Source organism: Pedobacter sp. N36a, from assembly GCF_014472395.1.
Taxonomy (GTDB): Bacteria; Bacteroidota; Bacteroidia; order Sphingobacteriales; family Sphingobacteriaceae; genus Pedobacter.
The window spans coordinates 38851-60472 of the sequence record NZ_JACSZW010000012.1; the positions used below are offsets into that span (position 1 = coordinate 38851).

Consider the following 21622-nt stretch of genomic DNA (forward strand, 5'->3'; position numbering starts at 1 on the left):
TTTACCCATTAACTGTACAAAATGAAAAATATAAATCACGCAGCAGGTATTTTCATCTGCTTAGTCCTATTGTTTACAGGTTGCAAAAAACAGATCCTGGACTTAACTCCTCAGGATAAAATAACCGATGCACAATTTTGGAAGACCAGCAGCGACCTGCAGCTTTATGTGAATGGATTTTACAGCCGTATGCTTCCAACCTATAATGGGTTCAATACGCTAGGTATTTATGGGCTGGATGCAGATCAGGGCAGTGACAATATGATCCTGACTAGTGAATATAATAGAGCGATCAATGGCGAAAGAACCGTGCCCGCTACTGATGGGGCTTGGTCATGGTCTGAACTAAGAAACATCAATTATTTCCTTGCCAATTACAATAGGGTGCAGGCAGCTCCTGCTGCAGTTAATCCATTTGTTGGGGAAGCACTATTTTTTAGGGCCTGGTTTTATTTTGATAAAATGAAGGCCTATGGAGATGTGCCATGGATAAATATTCCGCTTTCGGTAACAGACCAGGACCTAATCTATGGTGCCCGCCTGAAAAGAAACATCATTGCAGATTCCATTTTAAATGATCTTGACCGGGCAATTGCTTTACTTCCCACAAAGGCACTTGCGCAAGGACAACGTATTAATAAAGAAATTGCCATGGCATTTCAGTCCAGAATTGCCCTGTATGAAGGTGCCTGGGAAAAATACCATGCCGGAACGGCCTTTGGTGTAAACGGATCTGATGGTAAAAAGTATCTGGAAAAGGCAGCAGCTGTTTCGGAAGCTTTGATCAATTCAAATGTTTATCAGTTAGACAATACCGGTGTTGATTTTGGCTACTGGAAATTATTCAACCAGTCTGATTACAGCGCCAGTAAAGAAATTATGTTCTGGAGGAAATATTCGATTACGGATAATCCTGCTTTTGGCAATAACTGGGTAATTACGATTAAACGTGGAGGAGGAAGAGGGATCACGAAAAATTTAGTCGATACTTATCTGTGTACGGATGGACAGCCGATTTCCGGGAACAATTTATATTCAGGAGACAATTCTCTGCTTCAGGTAGTTGCCAACAGAGATCCTCGTCTGAACCAAACAATTTGTACGCCAGACGGCAAACACACTTTACTACAAAGTCTGCCTGTTGAGATTTTTACCCTTCCAGGATTTACAGGTGCCATTTCTGATAAAACAGCTACCGGTTATCAATCTTATAAAGGGTTAAATCCTGATCCAGTGATGCAACAGAACATATCTAACATAGGATACACCGGTCTGATTTACTTCCGTTATGCAGAAGTGTTGCTAAACTTTGCAGAAGCAAAGGCCGAACTAGGAACACTGACGCAAGCTGATATCGATAAAAGTATCAAAAAACTTCGCGACAGGGTGGGTATGCCAAACTTAACTATCAGCGCGATAAAAAATGATCCAAACTGGGAGTTCCCGGAATTATCTGGGCTGATTAATGAAGTGAGGCGGGAGCGTAGAGTAGAACTGGCAGTTGAAGGCTTCCGTAAGGATGATATTTTTAGATGGGCTTCCGCAAATAAACTTTTGGTTGGCTGGAAACCTAAAGGAGCTAAGCGCGATCAATGGAATGGGCTATTTCCTGCAAATGTACTCAATGCTTATCCTGTGGATGCGAATGGGTATATCGAGCTCTATCAAAATATAGGAGCCATGAGTTCTGGTTATAAATTTAATCTCAACAGAGACTATTTGTCGCCTGTTCCACAAAATGAACTGACCTTAAATCCTAAATTATTGCCGCAAAATCCAGGCTGGTAATCTCTCTTTTATCTGCAACATCCGGTCATCATCCGGATGTTGCTTTAACTTGAAATTTCATGAAGAATAAAATACATTTTGTAGTTATAAGACTGCTTATGATTGCGCTGATGATGAGGATCTCTTTTGCACAGGCACAAATCCTTCCTAAGCCAAATGCCCAGCAACTGGCCTGGCAGAAGGCGGAACTGGGGGTGTTATTTCATTACGATCTGCATGTCTTTGATCCGTCAAAATATGCACAGTCAGCTAACAGAATCACACCCGTAGCGGATTACAATATTTTCAATCCGGGAAGTCTCGATGTAGAACAATGGGTACGGTCAGCAAAAGATGCGGGTGCAAAGTTTGCCATTATTACGGCTACTCACGAAACCGGTTTTGCTTTATTTCAGTCCAATGTAAATCCATATAGTTTGAAAGCTTTAAAATGGAAAGATGGCAAAGCAGATATTGTAAAGGATTTTGTAGAAGCTTGCCGGAAGTATGGATTAAAACCAGGCATATACCTGGGGATTCGCTGGAATTCTTTCCTAGGGGTTCATGATTTTATAGTAGATGGAACTGGAGAGATGCAAAAAAAACGTCAGCAATACTATAATGCAATGGTAGAAGGTATGGTGAAAGAGATTTGCACCAATTATGGTGATTTGTTTGAGATCTGGTTCGATGGTGGTGCCAGCGGTCCGGAAAAAGGAGCACCGGATGTTTTGCCTATAGTAAAAAAATACCAGCCCAATTGTCTGTTTTATCATAACGATCAGCTTGCCGAAGCAAGGTGGGGAGGCTCAGAATCTGGGAAGGTAAGTTACCCATGCTGGTCTACTTTTACTTATCCATCTACCGGTTCTGGAGAAAGTACCTATAAAGGAATTTCAGCAAATAACTTTGAATTGTTAAAACATGGGGATGTCAACGGTAAGTATTGGATGCCGGCCATGGCAGACGCACCGCTTAGGGGATATAATGGCAGGCATGAATGGTTTTGGGAACCCAATGATGAACAACATATTTTTCCTTTGGATGATTTACTTGATATATATTATAAATCGGTAGGGCGAAATTCTACGCTAATCCTTGGATTGACTCCGGATAACCGTGGATTACTACCTGAAGCAGATGTTAAACGCTTAAAGGAATTTGGAGCGGAGATTAAGAGTCGGTTTGAAAATCCCATTGCGGTAACCTCAGGAAGTAAAAAGGTTTTGCAATTGAATTTATCTAAAGCCACAACTATAAAACAGTTTGTGATTCAAGAAGAGATTGCCGACGGACAACGAATTAGAAGTTTCAGTATCGAGTACTTCTCGAATGGAAAATGGGAGAAAGCGTTCAATGGCTTTTCTGTAGGGAATAAGTTTATCCATTTATTGGAAAAACCAATAACAGCGACTAAGGTTCGTTTGGTAATTAATGTAGCTGTTGGCGCTTTCCAGATTACGGAGTTTGGAATTTATTAATTAAATAAAATAGATATGAAGTGTTTTTTTAGAAAACTAGGTTTAATATTTTTAATAGTCCTCTCTAGTCATAGGAGTATTTGTGCACAGGAAAAGCCTAATATTATTTTTTTTCTGGTAGATGATATGGGATGGCAGGATACCTCAGTTCCTTTCTGGAATAAAACAACCTTGGCAAATCAGAAATTTCATACTCCGAATATGGAAAAGTTGGCTGCAAGTGGTGTTAAGTTTACCCAGGCTTATGCGAATTCCATATGCACTCCATCCAGGGTAAGCTTACTATCAGGAACCAATGTGGTCAGACATAGGGTCACTAACTGGACGATGTTTAAAGATCAGTCGACCGATGCAGCAAATGATAGTATATTGGTGGCGCCTCAGTGGAATGTAAATGGACTGAGTCCGGATAAGGAAACAGCACATGCGTTGTTTGTCACTCCATTACCTCAGTTGTTGAAAGACCATGGTTATTATACCATTCAATGTGGTAAGGCCCATTTTGGAGCTGATCAAACGCCTGGTGCTAATCCCCTAAACCTTGGTTTTGAAAAAAACATAGCGGGAAGTGCTGCGGGTAATCCGGCCTCCTTTCTTTCAGAGGAAAATTATGGGAATATAGGAGGTAAAGCTAACTTAAGAGCTGTTCCTGGATTAAAAAAATATTGGGGAACTGGTACATTTTTAACAGAAGCCTTAACACGCGAGGCTTTACTGGCTTTAGATACCGCCAGGATTAGGCAGCAACCTTTTTTTTTGTATATGTCTCATTTTGCGGTTCACCTTCCTTTTGATGCGGATAAGCGATTTTTGCAGCGGTATGCAAAAATGGGTTTAACTCGGCAGGAGGCAGCCTATGCTACCTTAGTGGAAGGTATGGATAAAAGTTTGGGAGACCTGATGGGCTACCTGGATGAAAATCATCTTGCAGATAATACAATTATTGTGTTCATGTCTGACAATGGTGGTTTTTCCCGTGCTCCGAGAATGGGAAAAATAGATACGCAGAATTTACCCTTGCGGGCAGGAAAAGGATCTTTATATGAGGGAGGAATTCGTGAGCCGATGATGATCAGGTGGCCTGGTGTAACCAAGCCAAATACGAGTAATGATCAGTACGTGGTCATTGAGGATTTTTATCCGACTTTGCTAGAGATGGCTGGGATTAAGAAGTATAAAACTGTGCAGACGGTAGATGGTCAGAGTATGGTTCCGTTTATCAAGGGGAAGCGTGATCAGGGAAAAGTACTGGTTTGGAATTTCCCTAATAAATGGACGGCCAGTGAAGATGATAAAAATGTGAGCTGGCTGACTGCGATCAGACAAGGAGACTGGAAGCTGATTTATTTTCAGAAATTTGGTAAACTAGAATTGTATAACATTAAAGAAGACATCAGTGAGCAGTATGATTTGTCTACGAAATACCCAAAAAAAGTTAAAACTTTAGCCGCATTATTGACAAAAAGACTGAAAGAGAGAGGCGGCCAATTACCAAGTTTTAAGAAAACAGGCCTAAGAGTTCCTTTTCCAAATGAATTATTAGGAAATTGATCTAATAAGTGAGTTTTTGATCTTGCTAATCAAATAGGAATGGAGCTTTGCCTAAATTTCATAATTTTAAGATTGAATAAACAATTATACATCTCATAAAACTATCGTCGCATACACAGGCTCTTAGCCTACCGAACTATTCAGTTTTAAGATGTAAAAACGCATGGGAGCAAAACGCGTCAACCGTTATTTATTACCAACAGTTTATCGGCCTTATTCCATGCGTTTTTTATTTATACAAACGTACGACAGTTTATTTTACACCTTCATGGCGGCATCAAAGACTGTGTATTCTGGGAATGTAAAATTCAGATTGCGGACATACCCTTTCCCTACTGCTTTTTGTTGCTCGTTTTACCCATTAGCACCAGATCCCCTTTCTGCTATTATTCATGTATTGGGTAATGCCTAGAAAATCAAAATACCTGGGCATATCATTAGCGATCTAATCATCTGTAAGGTTAGATTGGAAGGTAAAGTTTATAAAAATTCTTAACCAGAGTAATGTACAATATTACCAATTATTTGTACATAATTACTGTTTCCGAAATTTAGGGAAAGGTATTTTTGAATTGTCGCAGAATACTCAATTACCAATCATGAAAGATTATCTAAATAAACTTTTCGATCGCTCAAGATAAAACAAATAGTAAATATTTAACAACAACGTCGTTTTAAAAAACGACAACTACGTTTAATGTATCGATGTGTAGCTCTGCGGCATCCGAGGTTAAATAGCAACGCATTTAGTAGGGGAATTCGGATAGAAGAAGTCATTTATTAAACGATTATTATAAACCTTTAAAAACTAGACCATGAAAAAACCAATTAGATTAGCTTTAGTCGTATTATTCTTGTTTGCGGTATCCTGCAAAAAAAATACGAGTGTTTCGGTGGAGTATAATGATACTGAGCAATCTCAGAGTTCGGTAGATACGTTATATACCTCAATCCATCCTTATAATTTGAATGTTGTATATTTTATTCCATCAGATGTTAATCCAAATGAGGACTACCAAAGAAGACTCAGTAAAATATTGATAGACGGTCAGGCCTTTTTTAAAAAATGGATGGTTCATTGGGGCTATGGTGAAAGGACATTTGGATTATTAAAAGATGATGAAAAGCAACTGGTAAAGATTATTACCATTCGGGGCCAAGCTGCTCAGGGAAATGGCTGGAACTATAATGATGCCCTAATTAAGGCGGAAGTTGATCAATATTTTCAAAATAATCCGGAAGAAATGACCAGTAAGCACATTCTAATCGTTACAGCCACTAATGAGACGGATCCAGACAGAGTGCAGAATTTTGTAAAGATGCCATTTCATGGAAGTGGAGCGACCAGCTCATGGCCTGGATACTGTTTTGCATTAGATTACCCTGGGATGGACGCAAATAACTTAGGGCAAGCAGGTGCTGTCGGCTTCGAGGCAATGAAGTGGATTGGAGGATTGCTCCATGAGCTAGGACATGCAATGAATGCTGGTCACAGCGGGGAAAAGGCTTCTGAAAAGAATGATCCTTCTATGGGTACTTCCCTGATGGGAGGAGGAAACTATACGTATGGAGCACAGCCAACGTTCCTTACACATTCGAGTTGCGCATCCTTTATCCAGGGACAGCTCTTCAGTACTATAACAGGAACTTTTTACGCAGATCCTAATTTGATCACTAAGAGGATATATGCAAAATATGAAAATGGCAATATCATCGTTTCTGGTAGGTTTAAATCGGGTAATCCCGTAAACGAAATTTCATTCAATCACATTCCCAGTAACAATTCTGGTGGATATACAGCGCCAAGTTGGGTGACAACACCAATTGGCGTAGATAGCTTCAGTGTGAGTATGCCGATAAATGAAATCCGTGAAAAAAATATTGAAAATTACGTTCTATCCGTAATTGTCAACCATCAAAATGGTGCACGTTCGGGATTGACTTTTCCATATAAGTATATCAATAATATCCCATCATTAGATTTTGGTGTAAAGACTGTGTTCAACAGAGCAAACTGGACGGTGGTTTTAAGTTCGGAGGAGTCGGCAAATAGTGGTTATAAGCTTTTCGATAACAATGCAGAGACTTTTTGGCATTCTAGATGGGCATCTCCTGCGGCGAATTTCCCGCACTATATAGAGGTGGATATGAAAGCAGCAAAAACAATACATGGATTTTACTTTGTTCAACGTGACTATGGTCGCAGGTTGAAAGACATCGAAATTTTGACAAGCATAAATAATCTTGATTGGGTGAACTTGGGACAGTTTCAATTGCAAAATTATAATGGTGGACAATCAATAACGCTTCCAACGAATAGGCTGGCGCAATATTTCAAAATCATTATCACATCTAATCATGATTCGGGAGGATCAAATGCGTGCCTTTCGGAAATTGGTGCGTTTTAAATATATCTAAATCTCTGTATGGAAATTATCACAAGCGTATTTTCTACAGTATTGTTGTTGCCTAATTTTATTTTCTGCTTTCGTTCTGTATTACTTGCCTAAATAAAATGGTTGAAAGGTAAAATCGTGCATTGGTATGTTTAGATGTACGATTTTACCGTTTTTTTGTACTATTTTATTATCTCTCAAAAAGCTTGAAAAGTACATTTGGCAGTAATTAAGAAACCAAATATTTACTGTATTCAATGATTAAGATAACCAAAGAAACCCATTGGCGAGCTATGTTGTTTAGTGTTTTAGCCATGTCAGTATCCCTGTCCAATGCTCAAGAGAAATTCGAACTTAAAAGTCCTTCAGGCTTAAATCACGTAAGTGTCGCCTTAGGTACCAAGTTATCTTGGACGTTGTACAATGGAGAAGAACGTATGCTTGAACCTTCGAGTATATCGCTAGACCTTGGAAATGGACGAGTTTGGGGACACGATCCCAAACTAAGAAAGGTAAGCCGTACATCGCATAAAGATTTGATCCATCCTCCCGTTTACCGCAAGAAGGTGATTAAAGATGAATACAATGAACTGACACTTGACTTTAAAGATTATTATAGTGTAGTTTTTCGTGCTTATGATGATGGCGTTGCTTATCGTTTTGTATCAAACGAAAAAAAACCTTTTGTGATTATTTCAGAAGAAGCGAGTTTTAACATAGGCAATGATTCGAAAGCGTACATTGCAACTCCAAAGGGACGACTTAATAACGGCGTGGAAGACCCGTTTTATAGTTCGTTCCAAAACACATATAATCATATTCGGATTTCAGAATGGAATGACGGTAAACCCGGCATGCTACCCTTGCTTTTGGATCGAGAAAATGGAAAAAAAATATGCATCACAGAAGCTGATCTAATTGATTATCCAGGAATGTATCTGACCAAAAATACAGTCGCCGGTGGATTGTCAGGTCTCTTCGCACCCTATCCCAAACATGTGGTGACAGAAGTTAAAGGACTTAAAGGAGTCGTCAAAAGTAGGGAAAATTATATTGCAAAGATCGCTGGACAACGCGCATTTCCTTGGCGAGTAGCAATAGTCAGTTCTAAAGACCAGCAGCTGTTGGACAATGACATGGTTTATAAACTGGCAACCCCCGCTAAGTTCAGCGATTTTAGCTGGATAAAGCCTGGAAAGGTGGCTTGGGACTGGTGGAATAATTGGAATGTATACAATGTTGACTTCAACAGTGGGGTAAACAATGAAACTTACAAATACTATATAGATTTTGCAGCCAAAAATAAAATTGAATATGTCATTTTGGATGAAGGTTGGTCTGTTGAGGGAAAAGCTGATCTTTTCCAAGTCGTGCCCCAGATTAATTTGCCTGATCTTATCAGTTATGCCCAAAAAGGCAATGTAGGAATTATTTTATGGGCAGGCTACAAAGCTTTTGACAAGGATATGGATGCAATTTGCAAGCATTATGCTAGTATGGGAGTCAAGGGATTTAAGATTGACTTTATGGATCGAGATGATCAACAGATGATAGATTTCAATTATAGGGCGGCTGAAGCGGGAGCCAAGCACCGCCTGCTTATCGATCTTCATGGTACTTCAAAACCCACTGGACTTCAGCGCACATTTCCTAACACAATCAATTTTGAAGGTGTACATGGGCTGGAGGAAATGAAATGGGCTAAACCCGAACTGGATCAAGTAAAATATGATGTAACGATGCCATTCATTAGGATGGTGGCGGGACCTGTGGATTACACCCAAGGTGCTATGCGGAATGCCAACAAAGATAATTTCCGTACGGTGTATACCGAACCAATGAGCCAGGGAACACGCTGTCGTCAATTAGCGGAATATGTGGTGTTTGAATCTCCATTAAATATGCTCTGTGATGCTCCATCGAATTATATCAAAGAACCTGAGTGTACCAAATTCATTGCGGCTATACCAACCGTATGGGATGAGGTTATTCCTTTGGATTCCAAGATTGGGGAATATGTAGCCATCGCAAGGCGTAAAGGAGATACCTGGTACGTCGGTGCATTGACCGACTGGACAGCTCGAGATATTGTGCTGGATCTTTCCTTTTTAGAAGCCGGAAGCTACGAAGCTGAAATCTTCAAAGACGGAATTAATGTGGATAAAGTAGCAGAGGATTATAAACGTGAAGTAAAAAAAGTACTTGTAACTGAAAGTAAAGTTTACAATGCTCATCTCGCATCAGGAGGAGGGTTTATAATGAAACTTAAAAAAAAGTAAAGGGCATTATGAAAAAGCCTTGTAAACTTTAGGCCTGCCTACTTCAATTTGCCCTTACCCTATTTAAACCAACCAATTATTTACATAATATAACCATTCAAACTAACATTATGATGAAAAGAATTAATGGGAAGAAGCTCTTTTTCAAGAGGGTCCCAAAAGGTTCTTTGTTTGCCCTGGCTTTTTCTGCTTCATTGACCTATGGAGGTGTTCATGCTTCTGTAATTAATGGTGCGCCCCTAACGCAGGAAAATTCGGTAAGAATCTATGGTAAACAAATGTTCCAAAAGACGAGAAAGTTAACAGGTAAAGTAGTAGGACAAGACAATAAGCCTTTAGTAGGTGTAAGTGTATGGATTAAGGATACTACCATAGGAACCACAACGCAGGCCGACGGATCGTTCTCTCTAGATATTCCAACAAATGTTTCAATTATTTTATCCATACGTTATGTAGGATTTAAAACCCAAGAAATAGTAGTTGAAGGTACAGCTAACAATCTTGTAATCGAATTAAAAGTAGACGATAGTGACCTTCAAGAAATACAAGTTGTGGGCTTTGGTACTCAAAGGAAAGAAAGTGTCATCGGAGCCATTAGTACGATTAAACCCAGTAATTTAAGAATCCCCAATTCTTCTATTTCAACCAATCTGGCTGGGCAACTTGGTGGTATCGTTTCTATCCAGCGAAGTGGGCAGCCTGGAAGTTCAGCAGAGTTTTGGATTCGTGGCATATCTACATTTGGAGCGAATAAGACGCCGCTGATCCTAGTTGACGGTGTTGAACGTACACTTGATTTGTTAGATCCAGAGGAAATTGAAAGTTTTTCTCTACTTAAAGATGCCACAGCAACAGCATTGTATGGAGTAAGAGGTGCCAATGGTGTGGTTTTAATAAAAACCAAACGTGGCTCTGAAGGAAAACCAAAAATTTCGATACGTTCCGAAGCAGGAATTGTTGCCCCTACTAAACTTCCTAAAATGGCAAATTCTGTTGAATATGCCACGTTGTATAACGAAATGAAGGGGTATGACTTTTATAGCCCCGAAGTTATTCAAAAATATGAGGAAGGATCTGATCCAGATTTGTATCCTAACGTTGATTGGATTGATGCGGTGTTTAAGCCCTCCACCTCTAATCAGCGGGTAACAGCGAATGTAACTGGGGGAGGAGAAATAGCAAGATATTTTATTTCATCAGCATATTATCACGAAGATGGAATTTTTAAGTCTGGAGGAGATTCTTATAACGGTAACCCTACATTCAAGCGTTATAATTTTCGATCAAATGTCGATATTGATCTACACAAGAATACAGTATTGGGATTGACTCTTGGTGGTTATCTTACACAGAAAAGGGAGGCTGCTAATCAATCTCTTATTTGGGAAAAGTCTTTTTTTATGGTTCCTAATGCGTTTCCGATTCGTTACTCGAATGGATATTGGGGAGGTGGGGTAGAGCGTAATCCTTATTACCGAGTGACAAGGGAAGGGTATTCTAATAATTGGCAAAGTACATTAAATGCTCTAATATCTTTAGACCAGAATTTGTCTTCAATAACAGAAGGATTGAAAGCAAATGTGAAATTTGCCTTCGATACAGACGCTTGGCATAACAATAAATATACTCAGCAAGATGATATTTGGCTTGCTTCCGGACGTGATAATGAAGGTAATCTCATTTTTAATACTCCAGATATAAGAAAAGGAGGGCCTTGGTTTGAGAACAGCTCAGGAGGAACTAATGCCACTTATTTAGAATCCTCTATTAACTATAACCGATTATTCGGAAAACATCGTGTTGGCGGATTATTACTTTTCAATCAACGTGCAAAAGCCAATACGGCGAGTTCAGCAATTAATTCTTTGCCATATAAAAATCAAGGATTGGCGGCACGTTTTACGTATGATTACGATACAAGATATTTTATTGAAGGGAATTTTGGATATAATGGATCTGAAAATTTTGCCCCCGGTCATCGTTTGGGATTTTTCCCTTCTTTGGCTATAGGATGGTATATATCCAACGAGAAGTTTTTCGAACCACTAAAAGATGTAGTATCTAAACTCAAGGTTCGGTCATCTATCGGGCGCGTAGGAAATGACCAAATAGGCGGTGGAATTAGATTTATCTATTTAGGAACTGTAGCTAGTACAGATAATTATGTTTATGGTAATTATAATAAAACTAGCGGTGAACGTGCCAATGAGATACCAAATCCAAACGTAGGTTGGGAGGTGTCAACTAAAAAGAATTTAGGTTTTGATCTGGGGATTCTAAATAAGATTGATATTCAGGCTGATTGGTATCATGACGTACGCGATCATATTTTTGTCCGAAATAATAATATTCCGGCATACGTAGGTTTACAAACGGTTCCTATGGTTAATATCGGAAAAATGAAAAGTTGGGGATTTGACTCTTCGTTTGAATACAATGATAGAGTTGGTGAAGTATTCCTAACAGGACGTGGAACATTTACTTATGCGTCTAATCAGATCCTTAGAAATGGAGATGCAATTAACAAATACCCTTATATGAATACCGTTGGCAGGAAGATTTACCAGAATTATGGTTATCAATCACTAGGGTTGTTTAGTTCGGCGGAGGAAATCGATCGTAGTCCGATTCAATTTAGCGAAGCACTCCACAGTGGTTTGCGCCCGGGAGATATAAAATACCAGGATATTAATGGTGATGGTGTGATCAATGATTTTGATAAAATTCCGATCGGGATAACTGATATTCCAGAAATAACCTATGGTTTTGGCGGATCTATTGGTTGGAAAGGTATTGATTTCTCTATATTTTTTCAAGGAACGGGGAGAGTAACCATACAGGAGCAAGGAGAAAGTTTACATCCATTTAGTAATCCATATGCATATTTAGATAATTTTAACCAAGACGTGGTTAATAATCACTGGTCTTTGGAAAATCCTGACCCTAATTCTCGTTATCCAAGACTAAGTGAAGTTGATTATGCAAGCAATAATAATACTAAGACATCCTCTTTTTGGACACGTGATGCATCGTTTATTCGTTTACGAAATCTTGAAGTTGGCTATACGCTACCGAAGACTTGGAGTAATAGACTCCATCTACAGAATTTAAGGATATATGCATCAGGTGTTAATTTATTAACCTGGGCACCGGATATTAAATTATTTGATCCCGAATTGGGATCCACAGATGGACGTAAATATCCCCCTTCTCGTATTTTTAATTTTGGTATTAATATAAATTTATAAACCGTAAAGAAATATTCGTAATGAAATATAAATATATTAAAAGATTATTTTTCCTAATGACCATGTCAGTATTTTTGGGCTCGTGTGAGAAATTTCTAGATACAACGCCTGAAGATCTACGTTCTCCTGAACAGATATTTTCCACCTATTCATCCACACAAAACGCGATGTATGGTATATATTCTTATGTTAGGAAATCTAATCCATCTTCCATGCCTGAGATGATTTCTACAAGTGATTTGGATGTAGCATATACCAATGTTACAACATTTGACTTAGGAACCTGGACTGCATCTGCTGCCCCTTATGATAAATGGAATACTTTCTATCAGGCAATTAGAGAAGCGAACTACTTTCTTCAAAATCTTGATAAATGTCCCGAGAGCGAGCTTAATTCAGAAACGCGCGAACAGTGGCGCGCAGAAACCCGTACGTTACGGGCATATTTTTATGCACAGTTGATGCGTATGTATGGCCCCGTCATACTGTTAGGAGATGAACTTCCTGATTTTACTTCCATTGATATGCAACGTCCACGGAATAGCTGGGATGAATGTGTGGAATGGGTTACATCCGAATTTATGGCTATGTCAAATAATAATCATTTACCCATAGTAGAAGAGGGAAATGACTATGCTCGCATGAGTCAGGCTATTGCTTTAGCATATCGTGCAAGAATTCTGCTACAGTCGGCTAGTGATCAGTTTAATGGAAATCCAATGTATGCTGGGATAAGAAATCCTGATGGAAAAGTATTGTTTCCTACAACAAAAGATCCAAACAAATGGAAATTAGCCAGAGATGCAGCGGAAGACGTTATTAAATTAGGATACTACAATTTGGTCAAAGTAAATGCATCTAATGGAGCGATCGATCCATATGCTTCCTATAAATCAATTTTTACCACAGCCAAAAATAAAGAGATGATATTTTCCTACCTTTCAGATGACGGTTATATAGATAAGCGTTTAGCCCCAAGTAGTATTGGCGGTTGGGGAGGGGGATATAATCCGACACAGGAAATGGTCGATCTGTATGCAATGAACACCGGAAGATATCCAATTAAGGGATATCTAGATGCCGACCGTAATATGCCAGATATCGATTCGAAGTCAGGTTATAGTGAGATAGGATTCACAAGTTTTACTCATCCCATAGAAAAAGTGCAACGTAGTACCTTTAACATGTATGTTAATCGTGAGCCTCGGTTTTATGTGTCAGTTTTGTATGGTGGGATATCCTGGTTTATACCTAATAAATCGTCAGAAAGAATATATGTGGAAATGTTCAAAAATGGGAACAATGGCTCTGATGCCTCCCATAATTATTTTTCGACAGGATATAATATGGTGAAACTGGCCATGCCCGAATACGAAGCAAGTCCAACCAAAAATGTTCAACGAGAGGTACCCTATATGCGGTATGCTGAAATTCTTCTGAATTATGTCGAAGCAAGCATTGAAATGGGCGACCTATCTAATGCTAATTTATTTAAGTATTGGAATATGGTCAGAGAGCGGGCTGGGCTTCCAAATATAGAACAAGCTTATCCCGAAGCCCTGGGTAACAGAGAAAAGCTTATCGATCTATTGCGAAGAGAACGCCGTATTGAATTTGCTTTTGAGGGAATGAGTTTTTACGATAACCGAAGGTGGCTGATTGCCGAGCAGACCGAAAAAGGTGCAATCCACGGCATGAATATTAAAGCTAGCGGAACTCGTGGATCAAATAGCTATCCAGTAGATTTTTTTAAACGTTCAGTACTTGAGAAGAGAATTTTTACACCTAGCTATTATTTATATCCAATTCCGCAGAACGATCTTAATAAGAATTTTTCCTTAGTACAGAATTATAAATGGTAAATGCGAAAAAAATGAAAAAGTATTTAATATTATTCCTTGCTGTATTGTCCGTTTCAGCCTGCAAGGACACTAGGTTTGACGATATGATCCCTGACTCGATCTATTTACCGAAGAGCGATCTTCAAGCTGGTACAATTACGGTGATGAATGAGGACAATTATACACATGAAATCTGGATTCATAAAGCGGGTTACTTTCAGGGTGAATTTGATGGTAGCCTGTCATTAGATGCTACATATCTGGATACATATAATGAGTCGCATAATACCGATTACGAAATGCTCAATGAAAAGTATTTCACGTTGGAAAAGGATTTTGAGATAGCGGCAGCGGTGAATGAGACTTCAGTACCGTTAATGCTAAAAGTTGCCGACATCGTCAAGGATCATGGGTATGGGACATATTATATCCCATTACGTATAAATAGTAGGACTGAAGGTGGGAAAGTCAATGTAGAAAAATCTAATTTGATTTTGGCTATTACCTTAAAACAGCCTATTCTTACGATAGATAGTGAGAAAAAGGGAGTCTTTTCACTTGATTTTTCGACTAATGCTCCGGAAAAATACGAATTGAATCTGACAGCTAAGCTCGATGTTAAATCACCAACGGACCTTAGTGTATCGTATGCGACAGATCTTAGCCTGCTTTCCGTAGAAGAGAAGGCCCTTGACACGAAGTACTATAGCTTTAAAGATGATCTTACTATTCCTTCAGGAGAACAATATGCAGAAAGTTTTCTGATACTTGACGTGGCTAAAATGCCTAGAGGGAAGTGGGTGATTCCTGTTAGACTAATGTCCAGTAATACTAAGGTGAAAGTGGATGAATCTGCATACGTAAAACTGACCATTTCAAAGGGAAATCTTGACGATATCAAATGGACAGGAGATTACTTTCAACAAAATGAAATTATTGTTCCTTCACAGCTGCTAAATGATAAAGTGATCGCTACAGCTGAAGGTGTAGAAATAGAGATTTCCTCTGATCAGTCATGGGCTAATGTAACAACAAAAGCTGATGGAAAGATCTATTTGAACGTAAATCAAGTGAATTCGGTAAATCATCGTGAGCGTTTTGCAAAAATCACAGTTGTGGATAAATCGACAAAATTGACGAAAACGATCAATGTTAGACAATGTGCTCCAGGATATGGAACACTGCTGAATAGAAAATTGTGGAGTATAGCAGCTTATAGTGCAAATGCAGCAGATAAAAGCAGTCAATTAAATAGATTATATAATGGCATTTGGCCTAGTAATGCTAGTGAAGACACATATCTAGAACTAAATAATAGAGTCGATGGGTCAACACCTTTTGTTTTGACATTTGATATGGGTGAAGGACATAAACAGTATAATTCCTTAGGATTAATGCCTAGGTTGCAATGGACGCAGCCCGCTCCAAAACGTGTTAAAATAGAGGTCAGCGATAATAATGTCAGCTGGACTACACTAGGTCCCAACTCCGCGACGACAGGAATGTGGGATGCTTTTACCGAAGCTGAACTAAAAGGTAGCACAGATAGTTGGAACAATCACTGGGAAGGTATGGTACACTGGTTTGACTTTGGAATGCAGAGCAAAAGGTATATACGGATATCTCTGTATGAAAGTTGGTATCAAACCACAGGCAAAGTGTTGTGTCTGAATCAGATGTTTGTTAGCCAGCGTTAATTACGCTAATGGTATGTCTTCCTGATGTTTGTATAATTGGACGGGGGCATACCTAATTATAGTCAAAAAATATAAGTTGAATAATCAATAATTATAGTTATGAAGAAATTTGTCTTATTTATTGGAGGAATACTTGTTGTATTCTCGATATATGGATGTGGAAAATCATCATCTGTAGGTCCCGATCCCAAGCCGGATCGAGATCCTCCTGTATTAACTCCATCAGATGAACTTGAATTTAAGGTATTAGTCTATGTCGATAAAGCCAGTGTTGAAGCGCATTTGGGTGGGAGTGAACGTATTGTCAGTTCAAAAATGAACGAATTATTTAAGAAAGTTACGAGCTATTGGAATGAAAGTTCTAAAGGGAAGCTGAAGAAAAAATATCGCTATACCTTTACTGATATGAAAATTTATGAAGGTTCTTCACAGAGTGCTACCTTACGTAAAGTAATATATAATGATCCTGTGGATTTTAGCAAATACGATGTTACGGTTTTTTTTGATGGCATACAGGATAATGGGGAGACTGGAAACGGTGGAGCAGCGCATAGTGGTGGTACTGACAACCGATCTGTAGTAACTGTTTTTGCAAACGCCACTGAGAAAAAAGATATTTTCAATGATAATACCTTTCGCACGCTTACGCATGAGCTAGGGCATTATCGTGGCGTAACTGATCTTTATCAGTATATTATTGCTGCGAATGATAATCAGGTAAGCCATCAGAAGTTCGATCCTCCGGTTTGTATTATGAATGATGCTGCTTCTGGTTTATGGAGCGACTATGCTGCAGCATGTATTAACCGTGCTGGTTCAGCAAAGCAGATAGGTAAAGAATTCTTGGATTTTTTCGGAAGCATGTATCCCAAAAATATCGAGATTAACGTGACTGTATCTGGTACAGCCAAAAGAGGGCTTGATGTTAAAATTTATGGTTCCAGGGCAGGTGCTAGTGGACGTAACCGCGATATTTATCCTACAGCATTCCTATCAGGGCAGACAGATATTGATGGAAAATTTATCATGCGGGATACCAAGAACCTTTTCATTCCTGACAAAGGTAAATTTCCAAACATTCCGGAAGATCTACCCTATGGCCGTTGGTTTGGTCTTTTGGTGGAGGTTTCTTCCGGTACAACAAAAAAATATGCATGGTTACCAGAGTATGAAGTTCAGATGCCTTTCTTTGAAGGAAAGGATACATACACGGCCAATATAGCTTTTTAAACAAATAAGGCTAGCAACTATATGGTGAGCCAATTTAAATCTAAACAATGTCCAAAAATATTTCATTATTTCTTTTTATAGTTTACTGTCTTTGTGCCAAAATTTCCGTTGCCAGTCATTTAGACAATGTGCTCAAAAAAGATACAATTACCTATAGAGCCCAAGTGTGGGTTGAAAAGGAAGATTTAGTAAGATATGGTGGTGAAGAGATCTTTAAAAAGAATCTTGAAGAAATGTTTGCCCATACAACTTCTTTTTGGAATGACACTCCCAACAAATTCAATTATTATTTTCGTTTTGTTCCATCGGGACTGAAAATTTATGATAACCAGGGGGATCAAGATAATTATGATAAAAATATAAAAGAAGCTTCGGGCATATTGGATACAATAAAATTTGATTTTGTTGTGTTTTTTGCCTTGAACGCAAAAAATAATGGTATGTGGTGTAGCAGTGGTAAAAGTCGACAAGCCGTTGTAGCCTGTTTTAAAACTTTCGAAGAACAGCGGAAGAATGGAGATATTTTTTCTAAAAGACCTCCTGAACATGGGGTTTACGGAGATCTGGGACATGAATTTGGTCATTTTCGCGGTGCTACAGACATTTATCAATATATGATTAAAGCCAAGGATAATCCTATAAATCACATAGATCTGACTCCTCCCCAAAGTATTATGCGCTACGCACAGGACCGTGTCTGGGATGAATATTGTTCTGCTCTATTCAATTATACCGCCCAGCAAAAACAGATGGAAAAAGACTTAAATAGGAAGGTGTTTCCCGATAAGCTTCGGATTAAGGTATTGGTAAAAGGAAAGACCAAAAAGAATGTAACTGTCAAGTTTTATGGCACAAGGGCTGGCGGCGAGAAGAATAACAGGGATGTATACCCTAAGGCATTTCGTACCTTTTCTACAGATAAAGTTGGACATGTCGATATTCCCAATGTCTATAAATTATACCATGTAGATCATGATGATATCGGCATACCACCTAAAGATGAATTCCCTTATAGGTACTGGTTCAGTTTTTTAGTTGAAGCGGAATATAAAGGAGAAAAGAAATATATATGGATACCGGACTGGCAAACCCAGATAACTAAACTAAAAGGTGGAAATATACATGAAGCGGTTATCGAATTTAAATAGGAACAAAGATTTATGTCATAAAAATTATCTAAATGAAATATACTACGTTAATTTTCTTTTTGCTCGTTTTCAACAGCTTTTTTGCCTTTGGTCAAAAAAAGGAAGACCGACCCCGGATAGATCTTAGCGGTGCTTGGCAATTCCAGTTTGATGATCCCCTTAAGGGGACAAGTGGCAATTATGTCCTTACGCTATTAGCAGATCAGATTATGCTTCCGGGAACAACTGATACGAACAAAAAGGGAAAACAAAATAATGTGACAACTGAAACTTCACAATTGTCGCGGAAATACAAATATGTAGGCAAGGCTTGGTATCGGAAGTCGGTAACAATTCCGAAAACTTGGGATAAAAAGCAGGTAACACTGACTTTAGAACGTACCAAACCGACCAAGGTATGGGTAGATGATAAGCTTGTTGACAGCAATGACAATATTTCAACTATGCAGGTATACGATCTTTCGGCTCACTTATCTCCTGGTGGACATCATATTACGATCATGGTGGATAATGGACAGAGTGTTCCAAAACAGCTGCTTTCAAGTTCACATGCTTACACGGAAGCCACACAGACCAACTGGAATGGAATCATAGGTGAGCTATTTCTGGAAGCAAAGGATCTGATCCATATCCAGTCTTTAAGTGTCTCTCCGGATGCGCTTCGGAAGAGGGCACAGCTAACTATTGAAATTGCTAATCCTGCTAGTTTAAGAAAAGGCATGCAGCTGGAATTACATGCGAAAGCTTGGAATACCGCGCATTCTCACGATGTAGCAGTGGTTAAGGTCGGTTTGGAAAAAGATAAAGGCACATATATGGTAGAATATCCCTTGGGAAAAGATGCTCTACTATGGAGTGAATTTACTCCGGCGCTATACTCTATGGAAGCAAAGATCAAAGGTCATGACAAACAGGTGGTGAATTTTGGGCTGCGGGATTTTACGGCCTCAGGCACCCAATTTGCCATCAATGGACAGCCTACATTTTTAAGAGGAAAGCATGATGCCTGCGTTTTTCCGTTAACGGGACATGTTCCCATGGATCTGGAATCCTGGCAGCGTTATTTTCGGATCTGCAAGGAATATGGAATTAATCATGTCCGATTTCATTCTTGGTGTCCACCAAAGGCTTGCTTTGATGCTGCGGATACTTTGGGCATATATCTGCAACCTGAATTGCCCTTTTGGGGTGGTTTGAAGCGAAACGAAGAGTATCTAACAAATTTTTTGTCTAAAGAAGGGATTTGCATTCAACAGGCGTATGGCGACCATGCTTCGTTTGTTATGTTTGCATTAGGTAATGAGCTTTCAGGAGATCTCGATCTGATGCAGGAATTTGTTGAGAAATTCAGAAAAGTTGACAATAGACATCTCTATGCTTTAGGTTCAAATAATTTCTTAGGTTTCAAGGGCCAGGTGCCAGGTGAGGATTATCTGGTTACTTGTAGAATAGGCAATGGTAACTTGTATGAGAAGCATACTCGGGGATCTTTTTCTTTTGCCGATGCACCGGATGGAGGGATTCTCAACAATACCTACCCCAGTTCTAGTGTTGATTTTTCTGCTGCCATTTCATCTTTAACTGTTCCTGTTATCAGTCACGAAACCGGACAATTTCAGGTATATCCTAATTTCAAGGAGGTGGAAAAATACACTGGGGTCTTGCGACCAGATAATTTTTCAATCTTTCGTAAACGTCTCGAGGCGGCGGGCATGGCTGATCAGGCTAACGATTTTTTTAGGGCATCGGGACGTTGGGCTGCTATGCTTTACAAAGCCGATATTGAAATGGATTTGAGGACCAAAGGTTTTGGAGGCTTTCAGTTATTGGATATTCAGGATTATCCTGGTCAGGGATCTGCTTATGTTGGTATACTCGATGCTTTTATGGATAACAAAGGATTAATCACATCAACAGAATGGAAAGAATTTTGCAATGATGTGGTGCCTTTGTTTGTTACGGATAAGTTTTGCTGGACCGATACGGAAACGCTTTTTGGGAAGCTAAAAATTGCCAATTATTCAAATACTACTATAAAAAATAAAAACTTGATCTGGACACTAGAAAGCAAATCTGGTAAAAAGATTGACAGTGGCCAGATTTTGATTGAAAACGATTCAAAAGGAGTGTTGGAATTAGGAACAATTCGCCCTAACATATCTACAATCAAGAATGTAGAAGAGTTATTGTTGACCTTAGCGTTAGAAGGAACTGACTATAGAAATAGATATCCGCTTTGGATATATCCGAATAATCCGATTGTAACAAAGAAAAAAGATATTTATGTGTCCAAAAAAATGGATGAAAGGATGATGGTAGAGTTGGAAAATGGTAAAGACGTGTTATGGTTTCCACAAAAAAAAGATTATCCTGATCATACCGTTGGAGGATTGTTTCAGACAGACTATTGGAATTTTAGTATGTTCAAAGGTATCTGTGATCGGATTGGTAAACCAGTATCGCCGGGAACTTTAGGTATTCTTACTGATCCGAAGCATCCATTGTTCAAGAATTTTCCTACGGACGCCCATACCAATTGGCAATGGTATCCTATCATTAAACATAGTTATCCATTGATCATGGACCGCTTGCCTTCTGGATATAAACCTGTAGTTCAGGTGATAGACAATATAGAAAGGAACCATCGTTTAGGACTTGTTTTTGAATTTAAAGTTGGCGAAGGTAAGTTATTGGTATGTATGTCAGATCTGGATGCAGTAATGGACAAACCAGAGGCTCGACAATTTTATAACAGTTTGATTCAATATATGTCTTCTCCAGATTTTAATCCATTTAACAAAATATCTAAACAATCTTTATATGATTTGTTTACAGAGGATATCAGTTCGAAAGAGATCAAAGAAGTAAAGAACATCTCTTATGAAGATTGAAAAAAGTGAATAATGAAGGTACAGGATTTATTTTGATGTATGGTTATTGATGGAGAATTTACAAAATAGATGATAGGTCTTAATGCGTTTAAA

Annotated in this window: 11 protein-coding genes; all 11 read left to right on the forward strand. The window is 38.8% G+C overall.

The annotated features are described in order from the left end of the window. Positions 1-21: 21 nt before the first annotated feature. The 11 genes from H9X96_RS19805 (at position 22) to H9X96_RS19855 (ending at position 21529) form a co-directional block, all read left to right on the forward strand. A complete protein-coding gene (locus H9X96_RS19805; RefSeq protein WP_187667942.1) occupies positions 22-1788 on the forward strand; it encodes a RagB/SusD family nutrient uptake outer membrane protein in 1767 nt (588 codons plus the stop codon). A 59-nt stretch (positions 1789-1847) separates the two neighbouring features. After that, entirely contained in the window at positions 1848-3248 is a 1401-nt protein-coding gene (locus H9X96_RS19810; protein WP_187667943.1) for an alpha-L-fucosidase, read from the forward strand. Positions 3249-3263: 15 nt separating this feature from the next. Then, positions 3264-4799, forward strand: a complete 1536-nt coding sequence (locus tag H9X96_RS19815; protein ID WP_187667944.1) for a sulfatase — start codon at positions 3264-3266, stop codon at positions 4797-4799. Between the two features lie 815 nt (positions 4800-5614). Then, positions 5615-7207: a discoidin domain-containing protein gene (locus H9X96_RS19820; RefSeq protein ID WP_187667945.1), complete on the forward strand. Its 1593-nt coding sequence runs from the start codon at positions 5615-5617 to the stop codon at positions 7205-7207. Between the two features lie 245 nt (positions 7208-7452). Further along, positions 7453-9474 (forward strand): glycoside hydrolase family 97 protein, encoded by a 2022-nt coding sequence (locus tag H9X96_RS19825; RefSeq protein WP_187667946.1) that lies wholly within the window; start codon positions 7453-7455, stop codon positions 9472-9474. A gap of 110 nt (positions 9475-9584) precedes the next feature. Further along, positions 9585-12722 (forward strand): TonB-dependent receptor, encoded by a 3138-nt coding sequence (locus tag H9X96_RS19830; RefSeq protein WP_187667947.1) that lies wholly within the window; start codon positions 9585-9587, stop codon positions 12720-12722. Between the two features lie 20 nt (positions 12723-12742). Continuing rightward, positions 12743-14584: a RagB/SusD family nutrient uptake outer membrane protein gene (locus H9X96_RS19835; protein ID WP_187667948.1), complete on the forward strand. Its 1842-nt coding sequence runs from the start codon at positions 12743-12745 to the stop codon at positions 14582-14584. Positions 14585-14595: 11 nt separating this feature from the next. Continuing rightward, positions 14596-16260, forward strand: coding sequence for a DUF1735 domain-containing protein (locus H9X96_RS19840; protein WP_187667949.1), 1665 nt, complete (start codon positions 14596-14598; stop codon positions 16258-16260). A 99-nt stretch (positions 16261-16359) separates the two neighbouring features. Further along, a complete protein-coding gene (locus H9X96_RS19845; RefSeq protein ID WP_187667950.1) occupies positions 16360-17490 on the forward strand; it encodes a hypothetical protein in 1131 nt (376 codons plus the stop codon). A gap of 47 nt (positions 17491-17537) precedes the next feature. Further along, a complete protein-coding gene (locus H9X96_RS19850; RefSeq protein WP_187667951.1) occupies positions 17538-18638 on the forward strand; it encodes a hypothetical protein in 1101 nt (366 codons plus the stop codon). 32 nt (positions 18639-18670) lie between these two features. After that, positions 18671-21529 carry a sugar-binding domain-containing protein gene (locus H9X96_RS19855; RefSeq protein WP_187667952.1) on the forward strand — a complete coding sequence of 953 codons (2859 nt, stop codon included), beginning with the start codon at positions 18671-18673 and terminating at the stop codon, positions 21527-21529. The last annotated feature ends 93 nt before the right edge of the window (positions 21530-21622 follow it).

Coding starts and splice junctions, on each gene's coding strand:
- H9X96_RS19805 (WP_187667942.1), top strand. CDS start 22: ATGAAAAATATAAATCACGCAGCAGGTATTTTCATCTGCTTAGTCCTA.
- H9X96_RS19810 (WP_187667943.1), top strand. CDS start 1,848: ATGAAGAATAAAATACATTTTGTAGTTATAAGACTGCTTATGATTGCG.
- H9X96_RS19815 (WP_187667944.1), top strand. CDS start 3,264: ATGAAGTGTTTTTTTAGAAAACTAGGTTTAATATTTTTAATAGTCCTC.
- H9X96_RS19820 (WP_187667945.1), top strand. CDS start 5,615: ATGAAAAAACCAATTAGATTAGCTTTAGTCGTATTATTCTTGTTTGCG.
- H9X96_RS19825 (WP_187667946.1), top strand. CDS start 7,453: ATGATTAAGATAACCAAAGAAACCCATTGGCGAGCTATGTTGTTTAGT.
- H9X96_RS19830 (WP_187667947.1), top strand. CDS start 9,585: ATGATGAAAAGAATTAATGGGAAGAAGCTCTTTTTCAAGAGGGTCCCA.
- H9X96_RS19835 (WP_187667948.1), top strand. CDS start 12,743: ATGAAATATAAATATATTAAAAGATTATTTTTCCTAATGACCATGTCA.
- H9X96_RS19840 (WP_187667949.1), top strand. CDS start 14,596: ATGAAAAAGTATTTAATATTATTCCTTGCTGTATTGTCCGTTTCAGCC.
- H9X96_RS19845 (WP_187667950.1), top strand. CDS start 16,360: ATGAAGAAATTTGTCTTATTTATTGGAGGAATACTTGTTGTATTCTCG.
- H9X96_RS19850 (WP_187667951.1), top strand. CDS start 17,538: ATGTCCAAAAATATTTCATTATTTCTTTTTATAGTTTACTGTCTTTGT.
- H9X96_RS19855 (WP_187667952.1), top strand. CDS start 18,671: ATGAAATATACTACGTTAATTTTCTTTTTGCTCGTTTTCAACAGCTTT.